Raw genomic sequence first — 24,006 nt, forward strand, 5'->3', positions numbered from 1 at the left:
ACCCATTTTGCACCATAGAATAATTGATTCAATTTCCCAACAGGAGAACACCGATGAAAAAAATAATTTCAGTTTTGTTAGTCATGACCGTCGCTATTTTAACTTTTGTTCCCAGTGCCTTCGCCGCCGATTTAGCAAGTGGAGCTAAAATATTTGCGTCAAATTGTGCATCTTGTCACGCCGGGGGGAGAAACTTAATTAATGCGAGCAAAACTTTGAAAAAATCGGATCTGGAAAAATATGGGATGTATGATCTCCAGGCAATTATAACCCAAGTAACAAATGGGAAAGCAGCCATGCCTAGCTTCAAAGGTCGTTTAAAAGACAATCAAATTGCCGATGTTGCCGCTTATGTATTAGCTCAAGCGGATAAAGACTGGAAAAAGTAATCTAAATTAACCTGGGATTTTAATACAGTTAAACCTCTTAAGCTCTTTAATTAATTATAGTTTTGGGAGGTTTTCTGTTTTTTTGCATTGAGTTAAGAAATTAGGAAAACTTGATTTTGGTTCAAATAATCTGTTACAGTAAATAATTAGTCTTATTTTTATGTATTTCCTATGGCTCCTTTGCCTAATTATCGTCCTCGGCAACTTTCCCTCGGCCCGTTAGAAACGGAAATCCTAGAAATAGTCTGGGAATTGGGTATAACCACGGTTAAAGACGTCCATGAACGGATTTTATCTGACCCAAATCGAGAATTAGCTTATACTTCAGTAACAACAGTATTGCGTCGTTTAACAGATAAGGGTTGGTTAACTTGCAATAAACAGGAGCGGGCTTTTTATTGGCAAGCTTTACTCACCCGTGAACAAGCCCAGGCTATTTTAGCTTATGATCGTTTAAATAGATTTTTAGCCATAGGTAATCCCGATATAGTTGCTTCTTTTGCTGATAGTTTAGATACTGCAAGTTTAGATCAAATTGATGCCATTGCCTCACGCCTTGATGCTATTCGTCGCCAACGGGAGGGACAACAATAATGCACTTAATGATTATTTTATTCGCCCTAGGATGCGCGGTCGGTTTGCGACTTATCCCATTGTCTCAAGGGGAAAATTGGCATCAACGCTGGCAAAAATCTCTATTTTTGTTTGTCTGTCCACCTTTGGTTTTATTGATGACCGCTTTGGCGGTATTATCGATGGGAACAAAGGGGGAAATGTTGGGACTTCAAGCCAGTTGGTTTAGTTATTTTCTGGCTTTGGGATTTATCGGTTGGGGAATATTAACGGTTATTAAGTTAATCGGTCAATTGTGGCAATCTCAATACCGAATTCATCGCCTATCTCAACAGCTTGTGATGGGAAAAACAGCACGAATTTTAGAGGATGATTTTCCCTATAGCGCTCAAATTGGATTTTGGCAGCCGAAATTGGTAGTTAGTAGAGGATTATTAAACCTCTTAGATGAGACCCATTTAGAAGCAGTGATTGCCCATGAACAAGCCCATTTAAACTATCGAGATACTTTCTGGTTTTTTGCATTAGGCTGGCTACAAACTTTAACCATTTGGCTTCCTAATACCAACCAACTCTGGCAAGAATTACTATTATTAAGGGAAATGCGGGCTGATCGTTACGCCACCCAACAAGTTGACGCTTTAGTATTAGCAGAATCCCTATTATATCTTGCTAAAGCTCCTTTTGAATCTCCCGATTATGGCAATTTATCCTTTAGTTGTTCCATTCGTAGTAGTCGTTTAGAAGAAAGAATAGATGCAATTCTAATGGAAGATTCTGCTCCTTTAACCTGGGGATGGTGGGTGTGGATATTACTATTTTGGGTCTGTTTACCTTGGATTACAGTCCCCTTCCATTATTCCTAATCATACTAATTCTTTGAATAGCCTTAACCTTAAAGGACGGGATTTTATAGCAGTCTCGCCTGGAAATTAGGACATCAACTGATGCTCTAAACTCTTTTCTTCCCTGTTGCCTGTTATAGTCTGTTGACGATAGCGATAATAGGCAGCACAAGCTCCTTCAGAAGAAACCATTGGCGCCCCTAACGGATGTTCGGGAGTGCAACGGGTTCCAAAAACCGGACATTCCTGGGGTTTTTTAATCCCCTGGAGAATTTCACCACTAATACAATCTTGGCAGGGAGAAGAAGCGGGAATTAACTGTTGAGAATTAAACCGTTTTTGAGCATCAAAATTAATATATTTTTGTTTAATTCCTAACCCACTTTGCGGAATTTCTCCCAGTCCTCGCCATTCCCGGGGGACAATTTCAAATACTTCTTGAATGATCGTTTTAGCGGTTTCATTTCCTTCTGGACGCACGGAACGATTATATTGATTTTGTAATTTATATTCTCCTTTTTCCAGTTGTTGAATACAGAAATAAATTCCTTGTAAAATATCAATGGGTTCAAACCCAGTTACAACAATTGGAATCTGATATTGATCAACAATTGGTTCATATTCCGTATATCCCATGATGGTGCAAACATGACCCGCGGCCAAGAACCCTTGCACTTGACAATTAGGACTTGATAAGAGGGCTTCCATCGCTGGAGGAACCAGAACATGAGATACTAGAAGGGAAAAGTTATTAATATTTTGTTGGTGGGCTTGATACACAGCCATGGCGGTGATTGGGGCGGTAGTTTCAAAGCCAACGGCAAAGAAAATCACCTGTTTTGTGGGGTTTTGTTGGGCAATTTTTAAACAGTCTAAGGGATTATAAATAATTCGGATATCTCCCCCAGTAGCTTTAACACTTAATAGGTCTTTTTCACTCCCCGGAACCCTTAACATATCTCCAAAGGAACAAAAAATAATATTAGGTAAAGAGGCGAGGGCAATGGCTTGATCAATAATATTAATATCGGTGACACAAACGGGACAGCCAGGGCCATGAATTAAGGTAATTTCCGAGGGGAGAAGTTCATCAATTCCGTATTTAACAATAGAATGGGTTTGGCCTCCACAAATCTCCATAATTTTCCAGGGTTTTGTGGTGATTGATGCGATCGCTTTTGCATAATCTTGAGCTAATTTTCCATCCCGGTATTCATCAACAAATTTCATAATATTTTTTATAACAAATCAATCGATTATCGTTATATTAACACTTGTTCCGTGGTAGAGCCACGGAATTAAAGCTAACATCTTTGCAAATACAGATAATCCTGATTTTCGATGCACTTGCGGAGTTCTTGTAAGATTTTTAAGCGGTATGTCGCCTTTTGATACTCCTGTTTTGAAGGAGAATCCCCAAGTTGAGTTAGCACTTGATCACTTTCTTGGGTGATCACATCTCGAAAAAAATTCTTGAACTTTTTGCGAGTGTCTTTCCCTAACTTAACCAAGAATAGTTTTTCTGTTTCTCCATCAATCTCCATTTTTCGCAATACCGACTTCCCAATTTTAGAGAATTCTGACTTTGCTAACCATTGATAGATTTCTTCTGAAACATCGACTGAATAAGATGATTCACCATTAGCAGGATAGAATACAATATCTAACATTATCCTTCCTCCTCTACTTCGGATTCCATGAACTCGCTTTCAGGGACTTCTGCATAGGCAATATTAGCACTATCTAATAATTTTTTAGCCGGAGATGTAATTTTACCACCACATACAACACCAATTATAGAACCTTTTTCAATCATTTTCTGTGCATCTCCTTTAGTTACTCTTTGTCCCTTAATTTCAATATGAGGTTGTTCTGACTCGTTCATGATTTAATATGGTTTAAAGAATTAAATTACAGTTTTTTTCATCAATTAAACTTGTTCTTCATTTGATTAATAATTTCCTTAACCCTTGGGGCATCTTCAGGCTTAACAATTAAAATATCTCCTTTCGGATCATTTTTAGTAGTTTCCTGACAACTTATTCCTTCTTGTTTTAATTTTTTCATAACATACAACTTTAAATCCCTATGTTCAATGAAAATTTTGATCATTTTGTCTTCATCAGACATAAAATCAGACATTTAAGACCTCCTTTGTTGTTTTATGTAAATGCTCTTGACTGGAGAATCCTTGATTAAACATACAGATAAGACGTTCAGATGTAGGATTGTTTTTGCTGTTACATAGTATATCAATAATTAGAGTTTGGTATAAAGCTTTAATATCACCTACAGTAAAACCTCGTTCCTGATATATGCTATATAACTTTTGTAATTCTTGTTCAGAGGAGATATGTTGAATGGGCTGATTCAAATATCCAATGTAGGCTTTAAACTCAAGCCATGATAAACAAGGATTAACAGAATATTTTAAAGAAAATCTTCTAACTACGGCTGTATCAATAAAATCAGGTACATTAGTTATACCAAATACTAACAAGTTGTTACTGGTGGCAATTTGCAATTTATCCAATTCTAGCATCAGTGTTGTCATCGCTCGACGAACTGCATCATGTTCTTGAGCTCGACTTCGGCTCATACAAAACATATCAAGTTCATCTAACAATAAAAATGCTGATGACCCATCTGAGCAAATTTTGTGTAAATAATCAAAAATCTGCTCTAAATTTCGAGAAGATTGACCCAATGCAGGATCAAGCATTCGACCTACATCAAGAGTGTAGAAATTAATTTCGTTTGTAACTTCTTCTTTGATTTGATTAAAAATCAGATAAGAAAGTGTTGTTTTACCCGTATTCGGTGGGCCATAGATAAGAATAGATGGTGCTAAGTCATAAAAGCTTAAGTGACTTAATAAACGTTCATCTGCCGTTAGAATTGCTTTACAGAATCCAAAAAGCTGTTTCTGTAATTCTTCTAAGCCGAATAACTTCTGATGATTAATTTTGCGCTTGATCTCGCTGGATGTCAACTGCAATAATGCACTCGATCCTGAAACAAGATTACCCATGCTCAGGTGTCCTCGGCTTTAGGTAATGATTAGTTTGTTTGAGTTACATCCTATCACAACAACCTAAATCTCAGGCAGAAACCATAAAAAAGCATTCCCCGGCCGAAACCAGGGAATAAGGGGGAAGATATTAACCGCCAACGGTGATCGGTTGTCCATCTGCATCTAATAGCGCTCGTTTGGGGCCGTGAATCGGATCTTCAACAATAATAGTTTGATCTCGACTCGCACCTAACGAAACAATCGCGATCGGAACTTTCATTAATTCCGCCAAAAATTTCAAATAACTCAGTGCGGCTGGGGGTAAATCTTCTAATTTACGACAGTCTGCTGTTGATTCTTTCCAACCTGGAACCGTTTCATAAATGGGTTCACACCGGGCAAAAGTTCGCGCACTACTGGGGAAATGTTCGCAGCGTTCGCCATCAATATCGTAAGCGATGCAAACTTTAATTTCATCCAAGCCATCCAAAACATCTAGTTTAGTAATGGCTAAACAGTCTAAACCGTTAATTCTGACGGCATAACGGCCAATCACCGCATCAAACCAACCGCAACGGCGTTGACGTCCGGTGGTGGTTCCGAATTCCGCACCGCGATCGCACAATACCTGGCCAATTCCATCCACCATTTCCGTCGGGAATGGCCCCTCACCGACCCGGGTAGTATAGGCTTTCGCCACCCCAATTACCCGATCAATCATTGTCGGGCCAACTCCCGTACCCACACAGGCACCACCCGCAACCGGGTTAGAAGATGTGACATAGGGGTACGTCCCATGATCCAAATCTAACAGTGTCCCTTGTGCCCCTTCAAATAAAATATTCCGTCGATCCTGCACCGCCGCGTAGATTTTTAGTGACGCATCGACGACATGAGGACGCAAGCGTTCTGCATATTGCAGATATTCCTCAATCACCGCTTCCGGGTCAAGGGGCGGGAGATTATAGAGTTTTTCGAGAATAACGTTTTTATTGCTAATCGTCCAGCGCAATTGTTCGGGCAAACTTTCGGTTTCCATCAAATCAATGATCCGAATACCCGTGCGTTCAGACTTATCGGCGTAGGTCGGGCCAATTCCCCTGCCCGTTGTCCCAATCTTTTGAGATCCCCGTTGTTGTTCCGATGCTTGATCCAAGAGGCGATGGTAGGGCATCGTAACATGGGCCGTCTGGGAAATCATCAAATTTTTGGTGGAAATCTTCAGCGACTCCAGTTGATCCAGTTCTTCGATTAAAATTTTGGGATCAATTACGGTTCCTGAACCGATGATGCACTCGGTATCGGGATATAAGATGCCTGAAGGAATCAAGTGCAGTTTGAAGGTTTGATTGTCCACAACAACCGTGTGACCAGCATTTACGCCACCTTGGTAGCGGACAACTACATCTGCTGAACCACTGAGCAGATCGGTTATTTTGCCTTTTCCTTCATCGCCCCACTGGGCACCGATAACAACTACGTTAGCCAAGAGAGTTTTCACTCCGACAGTTTACACAAATCCTGATTATCTGTTATTCCGGGAACTCTGTCAAATTAAGTTTTGTGAAATCTTTTGTGGAGACGCGGCATAGCACCTCTCCACTGAAGATGCTGATCTTGATAAGCTGTACTGCATTTAAACTGTATATTCCAGCGAGCGAGGACGCTCGCACTGCATAGGATTCAAGATTTCTGCATGACTAATTTAGATGCAGCAACAGCTTATCGGTTTTTTCAGCAAAAAAACAGTAATCTGTAGTGCGAGCGTCCTCGCTCGCTAAAATATATGGTTGAAATATATGGTTGAAATATATGGTTGAAATATATGGTTGAAATATATGGTTGAAATATATGGTTGAAATATATGGTTGAAATATATGGTTGAAATATATGGTTGAAATATATGGTTGAAATATATGGTTGAAATATATGGTTGAAATTCTCAAAGGATTACAACCTGTTTAGAAGACTTGCTACATTTTTATACAGCTTTTCATTATAACAAAAAAAATAGGTTTTGGTTGATTATCCTAAAAAACAATAATCTTCATAAAAATACTAGGTTTGACCCCATATTTTTTTAGGGCTGTGCTATGGTGAATAGTCAATATCATCATCAGTTTATTATGCCGTTACACGCCGAGTTACATCGCCATTTAGGGGGTTCAGTTGTACCGCGCATTCTGTGGCGGTATTTCCAACGTCATAACCCTCAGTTTACCCAAGGTTTCGCAGAATATGAAGGGTTTGAAGATTTTTATACCAAGCCCCGCAATACCTTAGATGAATATTTAGAACTGCATACTATGGTTGAAAGTGTGCAGACCGTTGAAACCCTTCCCTATTTTATTTATCGGTTGATGCGCGGTGCTTATACTTTTGAAAATTTAGCCTATTTAGAATTACGTTATACACCCTATTTACGCACCCCAGAACATCTCAGTCAGTCCGAAAGAATTGACTGTATGGCTGAAATTGTGGAAGTCGTCGGAAAAGCCAGTCAACTTAGTAATACTCCAATTATCACCAGCCAAATTTTATGTATGCACACCCGACTTCCCTTTGAGGTCAACCGAGCTATTATTGATTTAGCTGCCCAAATGCCCCAATATGTTTGTGCTGTTGATATCGCCGGAGGGGATAATTATTATGGTCAACGGTTGGATGAATTTATCAATTTGTATAAATATGCCCTATCCTTGGGCTTGAAAACTACCGGACATTTATATGAAACTCCAGAAGGTTGTTATCCTGAATTATTGCCCTATTTAATGAGAATTGGTCACGGTATCCAAATTCCGTTATTACATCCAGAATTATTACCGGAATTAGCCAAAAATAATCAATGTTTAGAGGTTTGTCCCACGACCTATATTAAAACTGGAACCCTCAAGGATATTCAGCAGTTAAAAATAGTTTTTGAACGCTGTTTTGATGCTGGGGTTGATATTGCTATTTGTACCGATAATGCGGGTTTACATAATGTTCGTTTACCCTTTGAATACGAAAATTTATTAACCCTGGATATTATAGAATTTGAACAATTAGAAGCCTGTCAACAAGCCGCCTTTCGTCATGCCTTTGCCTGGCCCCATCAAAACCCACCCACACAAATTCTTCATGGTTTATTAAAACCAGAACTCATCATCAGTTATCAGTAAAGACGTGCCCGATCACAGCCATGCAGTAGGCTATTGGCGCGTCTATACCAGTTATCAGTAATCAGTTGAAAATTGCTTAACAATTAATAAACAATTTCGTCCATCTTCTTCTTGTTCATAACTTAAATAATCAGCAATATCTCGCATTAATTTTAAACCCCTTCCCCCTCCTGAATGGTGATCAATATCCGTGGGAAGATCCTTAATTTGTTTCATTAAATCAAAAGGACTTCCAAAATCCCAGATCCGAATTTCAACTTGTTGCTCTAAAACTGTGACTTCTAAATCAATCTGTAAATCAGAAGAAAGTCCTTTGTGAGCGTGACGAACAGCATTGGTAAATCCCTCCGCTAAAGCTAACTGACAGCGTAGCCAAACGGATTTAGGAATAAAGGACTGATACAGTTGATCAAACCAAGACAAAACCTTAGCTAGACTATCTAGGCTAGAGGGAACTTGAAGTGGAGTAATTTGGGGTAATGGCAATGGTTTTAAACCCTCTTATTCAATCACATTGACACTCCCTGTGCCTAAAGGCATGGGGATTCTTTGTTCGCAGAGCCAACTTGCTCGAACAGGATTTCTCCAGCCTGAGTAGAGGTCAATTCTCCCAAAGCGTTGCTTGCGTGCTTCGCAAAAGTTTCCGTATGTCCTACGGTACTTAATCCTCGACTAAGGATATTTCTAGCTGCGTTTTCATTTCTATCCATTATACAACCGCACCTACAAAGATGGGTTCTAGTGGATAGTTTTTTCTTAACAATTTGACCACAGCTAGAGCAATATGAGCTGGTATATTGCGGATTTACCGCCACCGTGACTCTTTCAAATACTTTACCAAAATATTCAAGCCAGATCCGAAACTGATACCAAGATGCGTCATTAATAGACTTAGCTAAACAATGATTTTTTACCAGATTTTTAACTCTCAAATCTTCGTAGGCTATCAAGTCGTTAGACTGAACTACGCACCGTGCTAATTTTACAGCATGGTCTTTACGTTGCCTACTTATTTTGAGGTGGTGTTTACCTAAAATCTGTCTAGCTTTGCCTCGATTTTTTGAACCTTTTACTTTTCTGGAAATCCGACGTTGTGAACGTTTAAGAACTTTTTCCCCTTGACGGAGAAATTTAGGATTCTCAACCATTATACCATTAGAGTCGGTGTAGTATTCCTTCAAACCCACATCTAAAGTTTTTCTGGAATTGGGGATATCCTTTTTTACCAGGAATTGACTTTTTGCAGTTCTCGTAAAAATGGGAAATAGCAGACCAGGCTCGTTCGGCACTAGATTGTCTAGCTTGAGAGTTGAGTTCATTAGCAAACGGAAAATTCTTAGCCAGCACGGCGCAATATTTGTTTAGATCATACTTATCTATTTTTTTATGATCCATCCAATAGCGTAAACAGCTATTGCGGACAAATTGTGCTGTACGAATCGCTTGATTTACTGCCTCAATCTGACTTGCTTTTCCGTAAGATTTGAACTCAAACACTAACATCGCCTTACCTTTCTTCGTATGTGTTATGCTATATCTTTGGGTACAAGATTGGTTGATATTGCAACAAAAGTTTATAATTAAAGCCTAACTAGAAGTTAGGGGTTTTAAACCCAATTTTCTGATAAACATCGGTATAATCCGATCTGTATATACGGAGCTACCAATGGAAACGGCAAAGCTGTTTATGAGTGGCAATAGTCAGGCGGTATATTTGCCGCAGAGTTATCGATTTTCTGGGGATGAAGTCGTAATTAAACGATTGGGCAATGCAGTGGTCTTGCTGCCGAAGGAAGACCCCTGGCAGGTGATATTTGATGCGATTCAGGAATTCCCAGAGTCGCTGCAAATCGAGCACGATCAATTTAGTCATCCCATTTTACAATTGATTGTTCACATATTCTTTAATCGCTGGTGGGAGGGTGAAGCGCGATCGACCCTTTTCCTTTACTTTTTCAATTAAACACCGACGTACCTCAACACTCATGTTTAAAATTCTGGTTATCGATGATGATGTTGCCATTTTAGAACTTCTTAAAAGAACGCTGAAGAAACAGGGTTATGATGTCAGCGTGGCGACCAATGGTGAAGAAGGCGTACAACAGGCTAAAGAACTATGTCCAGCATTAATTATTTGTGATTGGATCATGCCCAGACTAACGGGAATTGAGGTCTGTCGTCAAATTAAAGCCACCCCAGAATTATCAACAACACAGTTTTTTTTATTAACTTCTTTGGGTTCGGTTTCTGACCGAGTTACGGGGTTAGATGCGGGGGCTGATGATTTTATTTCTAAACCAATTGAAATGAATGAACTCTATGCTAGAGTTCGGGCTGGGTTGAGATTACATCAATTGAGTCAGGATTTACAAACTCAAAAACAACGCATTGAGGCTGAACTCGCCGAAGCTGCTGAGTATGTGCGATCGCTCCTTCCTGAACCTTTAACGGAACCGATTAGAATTGATACCAAATTCATTCCTTCTCGTCAATTAGGCGGTGACTCCTTTGACTATTATTGGCTGGATTCTGACCATTTATCAATTTATTTATTAGATACATCAGGACATGGTTTAAAAGCGGCACTCCCTTCGGTTTCCGTGCTGAATTTACTCCGATCTAGGGCAATTCCTAATATTAATTACTATCAACCCAGTAACGTTTTAAAAGCATTAAATACCACCTTTCAAATGACCTACCAAAACGATAAATATTTTACGATTTGGTATGGGGTTTATGATTTTTCAACTCGAAAATTATTGTATTCTAGTGCTGGTCATCCCCCAGCTATTTTGTTAACTGGCAAAGATCCCAAAAATCTCAAAATTGAAATGTTAAAAACCCGGGGAATGCCAGTTGGAATGTTTTTAGAGGCTGAATATATAGATGCAACCCACGATATTCCAGAATTCAGTAATCTTTATATTTTTAGTGACGGAGTTTATGAAATCCAACAACCGGAGAATGCAATGTTGGGTTTAGATGGATTTATCTCTATTTTAACAGAATATAATCATTTACAATCGAACACTTTAGAATCGGTCTTAAATACAGTTAAAAAATACAACGCTGATAATCCTTTTGATGATGATTTCTCCTTACTAAAATTAACTTTTGATTAACCTTTTGCCCAGAATTACTGTCCAGACTTGCGACAGAAACGTAAAACTTAACCGATGGTGAAATTGGGAAACACCAATCTGTTTGAATTCAGATTACCCCCCGTTTTCACCCTAACTTATTGACCCAATTGAATAATCACTTCCAAAAATTTTTCTTGGTTTTCAAAAATCTCGAATACCCGATCCATGCTGGTAAGTTCAAATAAAATCTTAATTTGCTCATTAATAGAGCAAACAAATAATTTACTTCCAGCCGCTCTCACTCCTTTCAAAGCTAAGACCAATGCACCCAAACCAGAACTATCCATAAACGTGACATCTTGGAAGTCAATTAATATGATCTTGGCTCCTTTTTCAACTAAAGCAACAATATCCTGCCGAAATTGACTTGCTTTAGTGCCATCCAAAATCCCGTTAGGTTTAAGAATTTTAACATCAGAACTCATAGTTTTCTAAGGGTTGAACCCTCCATAAGACTCGCTCGACTCCGTTAGTATAGCTTTGAGTTGAACTCCATGCCAAATACATCCGTTTAACTCAAACACGCCTATACCGGACTGACCTTAGCGCGATAGAGCAGTTTACTTCCATATCGGTATCCAGTATATCGCACAATCACTGGTTCTCCGGGTTTAGCCGTTCCCTCCAAAAGCTGATGGAGATGGGGTTCATAGGGAACTTCTGCCCCAACAGGTGCGATCGCTTCTACTCCCCATTCTCCCATAAGCTGTTCTACCGGACTTACAAAACGTAATAATTTGACCGCCGGGAGTTGGGGATTTTCTTGAACGCGATACACCACCGTTGGCCATTGCAAGAGCCAAGACTCCAGGGTGTGCAGACTTTCCTGTTTCCACTCATCGAGCAACACAGAGCGTTGTTGTTCTATCTGGGTTTGTAAACGTTGATATTCCTGTTCTAAATTCCCTTCAGAGGCTTTTTCTTCATCCGGGACAGAACCTGGAGCAAACACGGATAAGAGTTCCGTCAGGGAAATCTTTAAACCCTGGCTAATTTTCAGCAAAACACCCACAGGGGTTTGCAGTGCGAGTCCCCGTCGCAGTCGAATAATCTGTAACGGGGGAACCCCAGCATTTTGACTGAGTTCTTCTAGGCTAGAAACCCCCGCCCGTTGCATTAATTCCTGCAACTGGGAAGTATAATCAGGCAACGCAGATTCACTCATTCTAAGTTTTAGTTCACGAGTCATCTGCCATTGACGGCTCTTTAATTGCCTTGTAAATGGGATTCTAAGAACCACAAGCGCTGATCAATGGCGCGGGAAATTCCAGTATATAAATCGGCTGTATCCGCGTCGCCTAGTGCGCCTGTTTTATCAATGGCTTCTCGAACCATTTTGCCATAAGGAGCATAGCGATCGGCTAAGGCCACTACATAATCTTTATCATTGGCTAGATCTAAGGGAAATTCAGGTAAAATAGTGTCGGCAACCGCCATCCGAGCCGTTCCCAAAGCCGTCCCTCCCAAAGCCGTCGCCCGTTCTGCAATTAAATCCACATATCCTTCTAATTCCGTTGCCATTTCATCAAACAACAAATGCAACTGATAGAAATTAATCCCTTTGACATTCCAGTGAGCTTGTTTGACTTGGGTTTTTAAGTCTAGTGTTGTCGCTAAACTGTGATTAAGAATCTCGATAATTTCGGCGCGGGTAGCTTCGGGTAAATCAATTCGAGTCGCATAAAGACGTTGTTTACGGCTAGTTGTTACCATGATTGAAAATTCTCCTTTAAGGGTTTTATCAGATTATAGCAACCGACATGACTATTAAGACAAAATATAGGTGGCAATTCCCGCCCACCCACCGAATCTATATCCTAAGCGTTATAGTAAATGCTATAAGCTGTTGTGCATTTAAACTGTATATTCCAGCGAGCGAGGACGCTCGCACTGCATAAGATTCAAGATTTCTGCATGACCAATTTAGATGCTGAACAGCTTACAACTAATTTAAAATTGCTATATAATATAGGAATCCTAAATAAATTCTAAGGATTTCAGACCTTGATAAAATAACTAAAAGTTCATTACCCATTATCCATTACCCATTACCCAAATACAATGAGTGTAAAAGACAAACCTAAATTTCCCCGTAATCTTCCCATCGGAAGTATCCTATTTTGGTTAGGAATTATATTTTTAATTGCTAACCTCACCTTACCCGGATTATTCGGGCCACAAGTTCCCCAGGTTCCCTATAGTTTATTCATTAAACAAGTCGAAGATGGACAAGTATCCCAAGTTTATCTCAGCCAAGATCAAATCCGCTATTTAGTCAAAAGCGAACAAGAAGAAACCGGACAAATCCTATCAACTACCCCAATTTTTGATATGGATTTACCCAAACGTTTAGAAGCCAAAGGGGTCGAATTTGCCGCTGCCGCACCCCCTAAAAATACATGGTTTTCTAGTTTACTCGGTTGGGTGATTCCCCCCTTAATTTTTGTCGGAATTTGGGTAGCTGTCGGACAATTTATGCAAAGTCGCGGCGGAGGTTTTGGCGGGCCCCAGGGGGCACTTTCTATTAGTAAGAGTAAAGCCAAGGTTTATGTCGAAAATGATGCTACTAAAGTCACCTTTCAAGATGTAGCCGGGGTAGAAGAAGCCAAAACCGAATTAGAAGAAGTGGTGGAATTCTTAAAGACTCCTGAACGATTTTTAAAGATAGGAGCTAGAATTCCTAAAGGGGTGTTATTAGTTGGCCCCCCAGGAACAGGAAAAACTCTATTAGCCAAAGCCGTAGCCGGAGAAGCAGGTGTTCCATTCTTTAGCATTTCTGGTTCAGAATTCGTAGAATTGTTCGTCGGTGCAGGCGCGGCGCGAGTTCGAGATTTATTTGAACAAGCCAAAAAGAAAGCCCCCTGTATCATCTTTATTGACGAATTAGATGCCATTGGAAAATCCCGTTCCAGTGGCGGAATATATGGGGGAAATGATGAACGAGAACAAACCCTAAACCAGTTATTAACCGAGATGGATGGGTTTGCCGCCGGACAAGCGACGGTGATAGTTTTAGCTGCTACCAACCGCCCCGAAACCTTAGACCCGGCCTTACTGCGTCCCGGTCGATTTGATCGCCAAGTTTTAGTTGATCGTCCTGATTTATCCGGTCGTTTAATGATCCTAGAAATCTATGCTAAAAAAGTTAAAATCGGGCCCGATGTGGAGTTAAAAGCGATCGCTACTCGTACCCCTGGTTTTGCTGGCGCAGATTTAGCTAATATAGTTAATGAAGCTGCCTTATTAGCTGCTAGAAATAAACGGGAAACCGTGAGTCAAGCCGACTTTGCTGAAGCCATTGAAAGGGTGATTGCTGGGTTAGAAAAAAAATCCAGGGTTCTTAACGAAAAAGAGAAGAAAATTGTCGCCTATCATGAAGTTGGTCATGCCATTGTTGGGTCAGTAGTATCCGGTCAAAATAAAGTTGCTAAAATCTCAATTGTGCCACGGGGAATGGCGGCTTTAGGATATACTTTACAACTGCCCACCGAAGACCGTTTCTTACTCAGTGAAGAAGAAATTAAAGCCGAAATTGCTACTTTATTAGGGGGACGTTCGGCCGAAGAAGTTGTGTTTGGAAGTATTACCACAGGCGCAACAAATGACCTGCAACGGGCAACGGATTTAGCCGAACGGATGGTCACCAGTTATGGGATGAGTAAGGTATTGGGGCCATTGGCTTATGAAAAGGGTCAACAAAATACCTTCCTCGGTGATAATATGATGACGAATCCTCGCCGTTATGTCAGTGATGAAACCGCAAAAGCCATTGATGATGAGGTGAAACAATTAGTTGAAAACGCCCATGAAATTGCCCTAGATATCCTGAATCAAAATAAAGATTTAATGGAGCAAATTGCCCAACAAATCTTAGAAACAGAAGTGATTGAAGGGGAGAATTTACAACACTTGTTAAATCAAGTTAAATATCAGACTAAAGTTGTCACTGCGATCGCATAATTAATCTATCCCCCTCTTGTTTTTCGTTCCCTGGTTCCACCAGGGAATGCCGATCAGAGGCTCTGCCTCTAAAAATACTATCCTATTGGGAGAAGGGTGGCAGAGCCACCCTAGGAGCATTTCTAGGTAGAACCTAGAAACGAGGTTAATGAGAGTAAACTAGAACCAAATTTTATGAGTATTAAAAAAAGACCTAAATTACCCAGTTATCAAAAAATTACCCAATTTTTATTAATCTCAGCCGGGGTAATATTAATCGGAAATTGGTTGTTTCCCCAACTGACTCGTCCTCGGTTTCCTAAAGTTCCCTATAGTTTTTTTATCCAACAAATAGAAGATGGTAAAGTCTCAAAAGTTTTAGTCGGAGAAAACGAAATTCTTTACCAAATTAAAGGAAAAGATAATCAACCGGAAAGTGTTTTATCCACAACCCCAATTTTTGATTTAGAACTTCCCAAACGCTTAGAAGCCAAAGGGATCGAATTCGCCGCCGCTCCTCCTCCTAAACAAAGTTGGGTTAATGTTGTCTTAAATTGGGTAATTCCGCCTTTAATTTTAGTAGTGGCGTTTCAATATTTTATGAAACGAGATCCCCAAGGAGCATTATCAATTAATAAAAGTAAAGCCAAGGTTTTTGTTAAAGGTCAAACCGATAATATTACCTTTGCCGATGTGGCGGGAGTTGATGAAGCCAAAACCGAATTAGCCGAAATAGTTGATTTCCTGAAAAGTCCCCAAAGATTCACCGAAATTGGGGCGAAAATTCCCAAAGGTGTGCTATTAGTTGGCCCCCCAGGAACCGGAAAAACCCTATTAGGAAAAGCCGTAGCTGGAGAAGCCGGAGTTCCATTTTTTAGTATATCCGGTTCTGAATTTATTGAATTATTTGTAGGAACCGGAGCCGCCCGGGTGCGAGATTTATTTGAACAGGCGAAAAAGAAAGCTCCCTGTATTATTTTTATTGATGAATTAGATGCTATTGGTAAGTCCAGAAGTAGTGGAAGTTTCCAGAGTGGCAGTAATGATGAACGGGAACAAACCCTAAATCAATTATTAACAGAAATGGATGGTTTTGGGGTAGGAGATGCCACGGTAATTGTATTAGCAGCCACCAACCGCCCCGAAGCCTTGGACGCGGCATTATTACGCCCCGGACGCTTTGATAGACAGGTATTAGTCGATAGACCCGACTTAGCCGGACGCAAAGCCGTATTAGAAATTTATGCTAAAAAAGTTAAATTAGAAGACGATGTTGATTTACACACAATTGCCACCAGAACTCCGGGTTTTGGCGGGGCAGAGTTAGCTAATTTAGTCAATGAAGCTGCCCTATTAGCGGCTAGAAATCAACGCAAATTGGTCAAACAAGAAGATTTTTATGAAGCCATTGAAAGGGTGGTTGCCGGGTTAGAAAAACGCAGTCGCGTGTTAAATGAAAAAGAGAAGAAAATTGTCGCCTATCATGAAGTTGGTCATGCCATTGTGGGGGCGTTAATGCCGGGGGGTGGAAAGGTTACTAAAATTTCGATTGTACCGCGTGGAATGTCGGCGTTAGGATATACTTTAAGAATGCCAACGGAAGACCGTTTTTTAATGGATGAAATCGAATTTCGGGAACAAATTGCCATGCTATTAGGAGGACGATCTGCCGAAGAATTAGTCTTTGGAAATGTTACCAATGGTGCCTCCGATGACCTACAACGGGCAACGGAATTAGCCGAAAGAATGGTACTTAATTATGGCATGAGTAAAGCCCTGGGGCCCTTAGCTTATGAAAAAGCCAAACAGAATAATTTTCTAGGCAATTCGGAGGCAAATTTGCGCCGTCCCATGAGTGAAAAAACCGCAGAAGCCATTGATGATGAGGTGAAGGATATTGTTAATAATGCTCATGAAAAAGCCTTAGCTATTTTGAATTATAACCGAGAATTATTAACAGACATTGCTCAAAAAGTGTTAGAAACAGAAGTCATAGAAGGGGATGAATTACAACAGTTATTAGATCAGGTTAAACCTGTATCTCGATAATTGATATTTTCCATCTCAGATTAGATCAGGGTCGTCTTCAATTCAAGAAAGATGAGGACATTAACTTTCTTCAGTGGGCAAACTAGCTTTCCAAGATTTACAAATTTCTTCAGAACCTGCTTTGGCAATTTTTTTAATTACTAACGTAGCAATTAAAGTAGCGATCGCCGGAGCTAGTCCTAATCCAGATACGAGAACAGGAGCCAATATTCCTGCCGCTTTAGTATAATTTTGGTTAATGACTTCATCTAACACTTTCTCCGTTTCTGAATCTGAACCCAAAGGATTACACATCAGATCATAAAGTCCTGAATTGAGTCGTTTCAGTAACTGTTGACCTGCGGCTAATACTTCAGGACTGATCGGTGCTCTAGCCGCCGCATCAAGATCAATCGAATCAATTGTTAATCCCTGACTTCCACCTCTAACATCAGAGTCCATTTCTTAAACTTGAAGACCCAATTGTGCTTCTAGGGATTCTTCATCCAGTTCTAACAACTGTGGGATTAATTCATTGTAATCTTGCATTGAAAAACTCCAGCTAAAGTCAGTTTATTATTTGGGGATTAACCGATTTAAAATAGGGTTTTATTCCTATCTATTTAATGGAATTAACTTTAGCTAAATTTTACTAAAAAACTTGGTTAAAGTCAACTTTATTTAAACTTATTGCTAGGGAAAACGGTTCTCGCGTCCTTCTGGTGATAACGCCAACTTATAATCTAGTCCCAGGTTGTGCGATTAATAAAATCAGGGCAAATATAGCAGGGAACAGCTTAATTGGAAGGAAAAAAATTCACCATCTAGGTTTCAGCATCCTCTCCCCTGTCTCCTGCTATCAAACAAAACTAGCTTTTTTTTAACACAAATTCTACCTTTTCCGTTGTCCATTCCTCACTGGCATCTACCGCCATTGTAACCTTTCGCGTTGGGTTATTTTCATCCACAACAGCCGCTAATAATTTCTCCAAGGAATTAGTCGGTGGCTGAGTTCCAAATCCTCTTCGTTCTTGGTCTAAGGCGGGTAATTCTAAGAATTCAAATAATTTATTAATAAAGTTTTCTTGCCCAAAAAAGAAGTCGGCATCTTCTTCCTCAAAAGCTGCTAATCCTTGATACGGGTTCGGGGGAATAACATCATCAAAAACCGGAATATCTGTATTAATCAGAGTCGGAATTAAGGGTTTTTTCTTAAAAACAGGAGTTTCCTGTTCTAAAAAACTCATCATCTGCGAACGGCCTAACTCGTAGGCTTCTTCGACTTCATATCCGGCGGCTAGAGCATCATAAAAAGCGACGGAAAAGGCAACGGCGGCTTTATCTCCCACCGCTTTCTTCATCCCTAATACATAATCAACATATTGACTAATTGCCTCGGCTTGTACTTCTGAATAACAAGCATTTAAAATCACACATTCAACACTTTTTTTGGCAAATAATTTAAACATACTGGCGAGGGTTTTTGTCTCCAGTAAGACCATTTTTCCCGTATCATCTTCGAGGACAATTCCATCCTGTCCTGCCCCATGTCCGCAGAAATGAACAATTTGCGGTTGATAATCTAATATTGCCCGATAAAAATCACGAGAACGGACTGCTAATTTCTGTTCTAATTTATACTGATGTCGTTGATTTGCCCGTCGTAATCCTTCATCAATTTCCCGAATTTCTTCTTCTAATCGCAACCGAGACGTATTAGTTGGGTTAGCAGCTAGAATCAGAATTGTCTTAACAGCATCATTGTTATTCATCAATTAATAAAAATTATTTATGTCCATTTTTTATATCTGGCTAGTAACGGTTTAACACATCAATTAATGATTGTCAATGTATTTTTTAATTCAGATCACAATCAGGATAGGGAATAAACTAAACTTTTGGCTAGGTGCAAAATAAAACAAGAGATGCTATAGATAATTTTTTATAATTCTAAAATTAAGAGGGTGCGATCGCTTAACTTTCAGGCAAAAAATCACGATCAAGTACCTGTTCAGAAGTCAAGGGACAAGTTAACGAAAAAACATCTAATGATAAACCCGTTTCCACAGATGCTAATATTCTAGCATCTTGATAGGTTTCATCAAAAATTTGTTCAAAATATCCCTTTAAACTAGGACTGGCTTTCAACTCTTTACTAATTCTAATTCGATGTTCTATTATCGTAGACAGCCAACTATTAGAACGGCGTTCAGGTTGATATTGATATTTGAGTAAGTGCATTAACAAAACTCGTAAATTACTCTCGATCGCTCGTTTATCACTCCTCCCCATACTCTCTAATTCTTCAATTAAATTATCTCGATCCAGTTCTAAAAAATTTTCTGTCCTTAATAAATTAACTGTTTTTTCAAGCCATAAATAAAAATCTTGATCATACAAACTAGACAGTGGAAGTGTTTCTGATGGGGGTTGAAAGATTGTCATTTTGTTCTCTCGCTGTTACTGATTATAGAATAGCTTAGAATTTATTTATATATTTGGAGTGGGGAAGCAATCTATAATCAAAAACGGTCTACAAAATTGGTAACTCTCTAGTCAAATCTGGGAACAATACGCTACAATCAGGGATTTAGCACCACTGACTAAACTTGCCATGCCTCAAACCGCCTCAACCCAGAATCTAATATCCACTTCGGTTGTGAGTTTAAATATTGCCCCAGCCCAAGTTTTACGCGGCAATAACGCCTTAACACAAGCAGGAGAGGCGATCGCAGGCTTTGGTCAACGGCCCTTAATCATTGGTGGCGATCGCTCCTTACCCCTGACTGTTCAAGCCCTACAACCCATTTTAGAACGTCATCAACTCCAATATTCTCAAATCTACTATGGGGCTGACTGTAGCGAAACCAGCTTAACCGCCCTACGTCAAGCCGTTAGCAACCATAAGGCCGATTTTATCATCGGGACGGGGGGCGGAAAAGCCCTGGATGCGGCCAAACTGATCGCCCATCAATGTCATCTCCCGATCGTTACCATTCCCACTTCTGGGGCGACCTGCGCCGCTTGGACAGCCCTCTCTAACGTTTATTCCGAGGATGGGGCTTTTTTATATGATGTTAGTTTAGCCCGGTGTCCTGATTTATTGATTTTGGACTATAACTTAATTCAAACCGCCCCCCAACGGATGTTAGTGGCGGGTATTGGGGATGCGATCGCTAAATGGTATGAAGCCAGTGTCAGTAGTGGACATTCCGATCAAACCTTCATGATTGCTGCGGTACAACAGGCGCGAGTCTTGCGAGATATATTATTACAAAAATCCTTAACCGCCTTACAAGACAACGGTGGCGAAACTTGGCGGGAAGTTGTCGATGCGACGGTATTACTAGCCGGAGTGATTGGCGGTATTGGTGGCGCCCAATGTCGCACCGTTGCGGCCCATGCGGTTCATAATGGTTTAACCCATGTTGCGGCTAGTCACGGGACTTTACACGGGGAAAAAGTCGCCTTTGGAATTTTAGTACAACTGCGTTTAGAAGAAATGGTACAGGGCAATCAACTCGCGGCCACTGCTAGACAACAATTATTAAAGTTTTACACCGATTTAGGTTTACCCCAAACCCTGAATGATTTGGGAATGGGTAAAATCACCTTAGCCGAACTGCGACAAGCCGCCGACGTTGCTTGTAATGAACGTTCTGATATTCACCGTTTACCGTTTAAAGTAGTTCCAGAACAGTTAATGGCGGCAATGGTATCAACTACAGCCCCAGGGGAATTACGAATTACGAATTACGAATTACGAATGGGGAAGACCAAAGACTCTTACCCAGAATCCTAGACAAATGGCGATATAGCAGGGAACACCGGAACAGCCCCCCCAAACCCCCCGTGCACGGGGGGCTTGGGGGGAAAATACTTCACTGTCTGGGTTACAAGATCCGTCTGGTGTCCTAACTGCCTTGGCGGTTGCGATATCAGAATTAAGAATTGAGAAGGGAAGGAAAAAAGCAGACCTGATCGGGGGAAAATAAAGAATCACTTTTTTCTTCTACTGAAGACATTAATTTTAACCTCACATAATCGACCAATGACATTAGATTGGATTAGCCCTGCTGACCGGATACAAGCCTTACCTCCTTATGTTTTTGCCCGTTTAGATGAATTGAAAGCCAACGCCCGTCAACAGGGCTTAGATTTAATTGATTTAGGTATGGGAAATCCTGACGGGGCCACACCTGAACCGATTGTTGAAGCGGCAATTGAAGCATTAAAAAATCCGGCAAATCATGGCTATCCACCCTTTGAAGGAACGGCTAATTTTAGACGAGCAATTACTAATTGGTATCACCGACGTTATGGTGTTTCCCTCGATCCCAATGGCGAAGCTTTACCCCTATTAGGGTCAAAAGAAGGATTAGGTCATTTGGCTTTAGCTTATATTAATCCGGGGGATCTGGTGTTAGTTCCTAGTCCTTCCTATCCCGTGCATTTTCGGGGGCCAATAATTGCCGGGGGAAAGGTTCATTCTATTATTTTGAAACCGGAAAATAACTGGCTAATTGATTTAGGATCTATTCCTGATTCTGTTGCTGAACAAGCTAAAATTCTCTATTTTAATTATCCCAGTAACCCCACGGGTGCAACCGCTCCCAGGGAATTTTTTGAGGAAATTGTTGCCTTTGCCCATAAATATCAAATTCTGCTAGTTCATGATTTATGTTATGCCGAATTAGCTTTTGACGGTTATCAACCTACGAGTTTATTAGAAATTCCTGGGGGAAAAGAAATCGGGGTAGAATTCCATACTATGTCTAAAACCTATAATATGGCAGGTTGGCGAGTTGGTTTTGCGGTGGGCAATTCCAAGGTTTTACAAGGGTTAAGAACCTTAAAAACTAATTTAGATTACGGGGTATTTTCGGCACTACAAACGGCGGCGGAAACTGCTTTGAATTTGCCCGATTCCTATTTAAAAGAAGTTCAAGAACGCTATTGCACCCGGCGAGATTTCCTGATTAAAGGGTTAGCAGAATTGGGCTGGAATGTGCCTAAAACCTTAGCTACAATGTATTTATGGGTTCCCTGTCCAGAGGGGATGAATTCCACGGATTTTGCTCTCACAGTCTTACAACAAACAGGTGTGGTTTTTACCCCTGGAAATGCCTTTGGTATCGGTGGAGAAGGCTATTTTAGAATTAGTTTAGTGGCAGATTGCGATCGCTTGGGAGAAGCATTAAACCGCTTAAAAGATGCTAATATTCGGTATCAACCCTAATGCGTTGTTAAGCTGTTGTTGTGCTTCAGCACTCATTGAAGAAGGGCTAAAGCCCAACAACGGTAAAACAACGAGGAATTTATTAATATTATGAATAATTGTTTGTTATGGAATATGAAAACAATCGGAATTTATGTAATTTTATTGCTCAAAAAATCAAGGAAAATTCCCAAAATAGAATTACTTTTGCTGATTATATGAACTGGGTTTTATATCACCCAGAATATGGATATTATAGCATTAATAAACCCAAATTAGGAGCAGAAGGAGATTTCGTTACCTCTCCATATTTAGGATCGGATTTTGGGGAAATGTTAGCAGAACAGTTTTTCCAAATCTGGGAAATTATGGATTGTCCTAACGCCTTTACTTTAGTAGAAATGGGCGCAGGACAAGGAATATTAGCTAGTGATATTCTATTATATTTACAAAAAAAATATCCTGACTTTTTTCAATGTTTAAATTATATTATTATCGAAAAATCTAATTTTCTCAAAGCTCAACAACAACACCAACTCAAAAAAACCCTAGCTGCTTCAATATCAATTCAATGGTGTGACCTTGAGGATATTCCAAATAATAATATTATCGGTTGTTTTTTCTCTAATGAATTAGTAGATGCTTTTCCCGTTCATCAAATTATAGTTCAGGATCAACAGCTTCAAGAAATTTATATTACCTTAGATTCAGAAGTAAAATTTAAGGAAATCATCGCCGAACTTTCTACCGAAAAGATCACAGATTATTTTAAATTAATTGATATTGATTTATGTTCTAATTCTTACCCAGAAAGATATCGAACAGAAGTTAATTTAGCTGCCCTAGACTGGATCAAAACCCTAGTGACCAAACTGAATCAAGGCTTTATTTTAACAATTGATTATGGTTACACCGCCCAACGATATTACCTTCCCAGTCGCAAAGAAGGAACCCTACAATGTTATTATCAACATAGTCATCATAACGATCCCTATCTGAATATTGGTCGCCAGGATATCACCGCCCATGTTAACTTTACCGCCTTACAACTTTATGGGAAAGACTGGGGAATTGATGGCGTTGGGTTTACACAACAGGCTTTATTTTTAATGGCGTTAGGGTTAGGCGATCGCATTTCCGCCCTATCCCAACCCTCAAACTATTCTATTTCAGAAATATTACAAAGACGAGAATGCTTACACTCTCTAATTGATCCTATGGGTTTAGGCAATTTTGGCGTCCTTCTACAATCTAAAGGCTTAAGTCCATCTCAACAACAAATTCCCCTTCAAGGTTTCAGTTTTCCCATTTAAAGCCCAAAAAAGCTCCGACGGTCAAAAACTTGATGCTGATCTTCGTTTTCTGCGGATATTGCAGAAGATTAAGTGTAATTTGCTACCTACATACGGATATATTTGTACGGAATCTTGTGATCAAAATCACGGCTTTTATCCTCAAAAATCCATTTTTATTTTAGGTAGATATAAAGTCCACACATCCGATAGAAAGGTTTTTTTAGCTAATTTCATCATCCCTTTATATTTGTACCGACCCACTGTAAACCTTCGGTAAAAATAACCAATATTTACAAAAACCTATAGACAACCCCAAACTAATTGCGTAATATTGGTAACAGGGTAGGACAAAGAGACCAAGAACGCCTAAGTTCAATCCCCTTGTTTCTACCCCAGGCTATA

General features: G+C 39.9%; 24 protein-coding genes and 1 pseudogene. 11 read left to right on the plus strand and 14 right to left on the minus strand.

The annotated features are described in order from the left end of the window. Positions 1–53 precede the first annotated feature (53 nt). The 3 genes from petJ to NMG88_RS20800 all read left to right on the plus strand — a co-directional run bounded on the left by petJ (position 54) and on the right by NMG88_RS20800 (position 1,828). The gene (gene petJ, locus NMG88_RS20790; protein WP_026787591.1) at positions 54–389 is read left to right on the plus strand and encodes a cytochrome c6 PetJ; all 336 of its coding nucleotides are present in this window, start codon (positions 54–56) and stop codon (positions 387–389) included. Between the two features lie 171 nt (positions 390–560). Beyond that, positions 561–983, plus strand: coding sequence for a BlaI/MecI/CopY family transcriptional regulator (locus NMG88_RS20795; RefSeq protein WP_026787590.1), 423 nt, complete (start codon positions 561–563; stop codon positions 981–983). Next, positions 983–1,828 (plus strand): M56 family metallopeptidase, encoded by an 846-nt coding sequence (locus NMG88_RS20800; protein WP_042156470.1) that lies wholly within the window; start codon positions 983–985, stop codon positions 1,826–1,828. The genes NMG88_RS20795 and NMG88_RS20800 overlap by 1 nt, the downstream gene beginning before the upstream one ends. A gap of 66 nt (positions 1,829–1,894) precedes the next feature. Here the strand turns inward: NMG88_RS20800 and hypD are convergent, their stop codons facing one another. From hypD to NMG88_RS20830, 6 genes are all read right to left on the minus strand, one after another. Continuing rightward, positions 1,895–3,037: a hydrogenase formation protein HypD gene (hypD, locus tag NMG88_RS20805; protein ID WP_254035766.1), complete on the minus strand. Its 1,143-nt coding sequence runs from the start codon at positions 3,035–3,037 to the stop codon at positions 1,895–1,897. Between the two features lie 74 nt (positions 3,038–3,111). Next, positions 3,112–3,477, minus strand: a complete 366-nt coding sequence (locus tag NMG88_RS20810; RefSeq protein WP_254035767.1) for a hypothetical protein — start codon at positions 3,475–3,477, stop codon at positions 3,112–3,114. Then, positions 3,477–3,692: a hypothetical protein gene (locus NMG88_RS20815; protein WP_254035768.1), complete on the minus strand. Its 216-nt coding sequence runs from the start codon at positions 3,690–3,692 to the stop codon at positions 3,477–3,479. Before NMG88_RS20815 ends, NMG88_RS20810 begins: the two co-directional genes overlap by 1 nt. 41 nt (positions 3,693–3,733) lie before the next feature. After that, complete coding sequence (locus tag NMG88_RS20820; RefSeq protein ID WP_254035769.1) at positions 3,734–3,949, minus strand: hypothetical protein; 216 nt, start codon at positions 3,947–3,949, stop codon at positions 3,734–3,736. Next, positions 3,942–4,838, minus strand: coding sequence for an AAA family ATPase (locus NMG88_RS20825; RefSeq protein WP_254035770.1), 897 nt, complete (start codon positions 4,836–4,838; stop codon positions 3,942–3,944). Before NMG88_RS20825 ends, NMG88_RS20820 begins: the two co-directional genes overlap by 8 nt. A 130-nt stretch (positions 4,839–4,968) precedes the next feature. After that, the gene (locus NMG88_RS20830) at positions 4,969–6,309 is read right to left on the minus strand and encodes an adenylosuccinate synthase (protein ID WP_254035771.1); all 1,341 of its coding nucleotides are present in this window, start codon (positions 6,307–6,309) and stop codon (positions 4,969–4,971) included. A 637-nt stretch (positions 6,310–6,946) separates the two neighbouring features. Here NMG88_RS20830 and NMG88_RS20835 point away from each other — a divergent pair. Next, positions 6,947–7,981, plus strand: a complete 1,035-nt coding sequence (locus NMG88_RS20835) for an amidohydrolase family protein (protein WP_042156476.1) — start codon at positions 6,947–6,949, stop codon at positions 7,979–7,981. Positions 7,982–8,035: 54 nt separating this feature from the next. Here NMG88_RS20835 and NMG88_RS20840 read toward each other — a convergent pair whose 3' ends face one another. Together NMG88_RS20840 and NMG88_RS20845 are read right to left on the minus strand one after the other, a co-directional pair. Then, the gene (locus NMG88_RS20840) at positions 8,036–8,467 is read right to left on the minus strand and encodes an ATP-binding protein (RefSeq protein WP_042156479.1); all 432 of its coding nucleotides are present in this window, start codon (positions 8,465–8,467) and stop codon (positions 8,036–8,038) included. A gap of 44 nt (positions 8,468–8,511) precedes the next feature. Continuing rightward, positions 8,512–9,484: pseudogene (locus NMG88_RS20845) on the minus strand (RNA-guided endonuclease InsQ/TnpB family protein). 163 nt (positions 9,485–9,647) lie between these two features. Between NMG88_RS20845 and NMG88_RS20850 the strand changes: the two are divergent. Beyond that, positions 9,648–9,944 (plus strand): antitoxin, encoded by a 297-nt coding sequence (locus tag NMG88_RS20850; RefSeq protein WP_042156481.1) that lies wholly within the window; start codon positions 9,648–9,650, stop codon positions 9,942–9,944. A 22-nt stretch (positions 9,945–9,966) separates the two neighbouring features. Continuing rightward, the gene (locus NMG88_RS20855) at positions 9,967–11,103 is read left to right on the plus strand and encodes a PP2C family protein-serine/threonine phosphatase (protein WP_254035772.1); all 1,137 of its coding nucleotides are present in this window, start codon (positions 9,967–9,969) and stop codon (positions 11,101–11,103) included. A 116-nt stretch (positions 11,104–11,219) separates the two neighbouring features. Here NMG88_RS20855 and NMG88_RS20860 read toward each other — a convergent pair whose 3' ends face one another. The 3 genes from NMG88_RS20860 to dps form a co-directional block, all read right to left on the minus strand. Continuing rightward, the gene (locus NMG88_RS20860) at positions 11,220–11,549 is read right to left on the minus strand and encodes an STAS domain-containing protein (protein WP_026797310.1); all 330 of its coding nucleotides are present in this window, start codon (positions 11,547–11,549) and stop codon (positions 11,220–11,222) included. A 101-nt stretch (positions 11,550–11,650) separates the two neighbouring features. Then, on the minus strand, positions 11,651–12,313 hold the full coding sequence (locus NMG88_RS20865; RefSeq protein ID WP_254035773.1) for a helix-turn-helix domain-containing protein: 663 nt from the start codon (positions 12,311–12,313) through the stop codon (positions 11,651–11,653). Between the two features lie 17 nt (positions 12,314–12,330). Further along, positions 12,331–12,837 (minus strand): DNA starvation/stationary phase protection protein Dps, encoded by a 507-nt coding sequence (dps, locus tag NMG88_RS20870; protein ID WP_026793374.1) that lies wholly within the window; start codon positions 12,835–12,837, stop codon positions 12,331–12,333. Positions 12,838–13,185: 348 nt separating this feature from the next. Here dps and ftsH4 point away from each other — a divergent pair, with 348 nt between their 5' ends. Both ftsH4 and ftsH read left to right on the plus strand, forming a co-directional pair. Beyond that, positions 13,186–15,084 (plus strand): ATP-dependent zinc metalloprotease FtsH, encoded by a 1,899-nt coding sequence (ftsH4, locus tag NMG88_RS20875; RefSeq protein WP_042156489.1) that lies wholly within the window; start codon positions 13,186–13,188, stop codon positions 15,082–15,084. 174 nt (positions 15,085–15,258) lie between these two features. Further along, a complete protein-coding gene (gene ftsH / locus NMG88_RS20880; protein ID WP_254034610.1) occupies positions 15,259–17,112 on the plus strand; it encodes an ATP-dependent zinc metalloprotease FtsH in 1,854 nt (617 codons plus the stop codon). Between the two features lie 60 nt (positions 17,113–17,172). Here the strand turns inward: ftsH and NMG88_RS20885 are convergent, their stop codons facing one another. From NMG88_RS20885 to NMG88_RS20895, 3 genes are all read right to left on the minus strand, one after another. Next, positions 17,173–17,553, minus strand: coding sequence for a hypothetical protein (locus NMG88_RS20885; RefSeq protein WP_235752016.1), 381 nt, complete (start codon positions 17,551–17,553; stop codon positions 17,173–17,175). Positions 17,554–17,960: 407 nt separating this feature from the next. Continuing rightward, positions 17,961–18,863 carry a CHAT domain-containing protein gene (locus NMG88_RS20890; RefSeq protein ID WP_235752017.1) on the minus strand — a complete coding sequence of 301 codons (903 nt, stop codon included), beginning with the start codon at positions 18,861–18,863 and terminating at the stop codon, positions 17,961–17,963. 202 nt (positions 18,864–19,065) lie between these two features. After that, positions 19,066–19,536 carry a DUF29 domain-containing protein gene (locus NMG88_RS20895; protein ID WP_227351294.1) on the minus strand — a complete coding sequence of 157 codons (471 nt, stop codon included), beginning with the start codon at positions 19,534–19,536 and terminating at the stop codon, positions 19,066–19,068. Positions 19,537–19,705: 169 nt separating this feature from the next. Between NMG88_RS20895 and NMG88_RS20900 the strand changes: the two genes are divergently transcribed. The 3 genes from NMG88_RS20900 to NMG88_RS20910 all read left to right on the plus strand — a co-directional run bounded on the left by NMG88_RS20900 (position 19,706) and on the right by NMG88_RS20910 (position 23,622). Beyond that, entirely contained in the window at positions 19,706–20,893 is a 1,188-nt protein-coding gene (locus NMG88_RS20900; protein ID WP_235752018.1) for an iron-containing alcohol dehydrogenase family protein, read from the plus strand. Positions 20,894–21,142: 249 nt separating this feature from the next. Further along, positions 21,143–22,330: an aspartate aminotransferase gene (locus NMG88_RS20905; protein WP_026787575.1), complete on the plus strand. Its 1,188-nt coding sequence runs from the start codon at positions 21,143–21,145 to the stop codon at positions 22,328–22,330. Between the two features lie 107 nt (positions 22,331–22,437). Further along, positions 22,438–23,622 (plus strand): class I SAM-dependent methyltransferase, encoded by a 1,185-nt coding sequence (locus NMG88_RS20910; RefSeq protein ID WP_235766107.1) that lies wholly within the window; start codon positions 22,438–22,440, stop codon positions 23,620–23,622. The last annotated feature ends 384 nt before the right edge of the window (positions 23,623–24,006 follow it).

This window comes from Planktothrix agardhii (assembly GCF_904830935.1).
Lineage (GTDB): Bacteria > Cyanobacteriota > Cyanobacteriia > Cyanobacteriales > Microcoleaceae > Planktothrix > Planktothrix agardhii.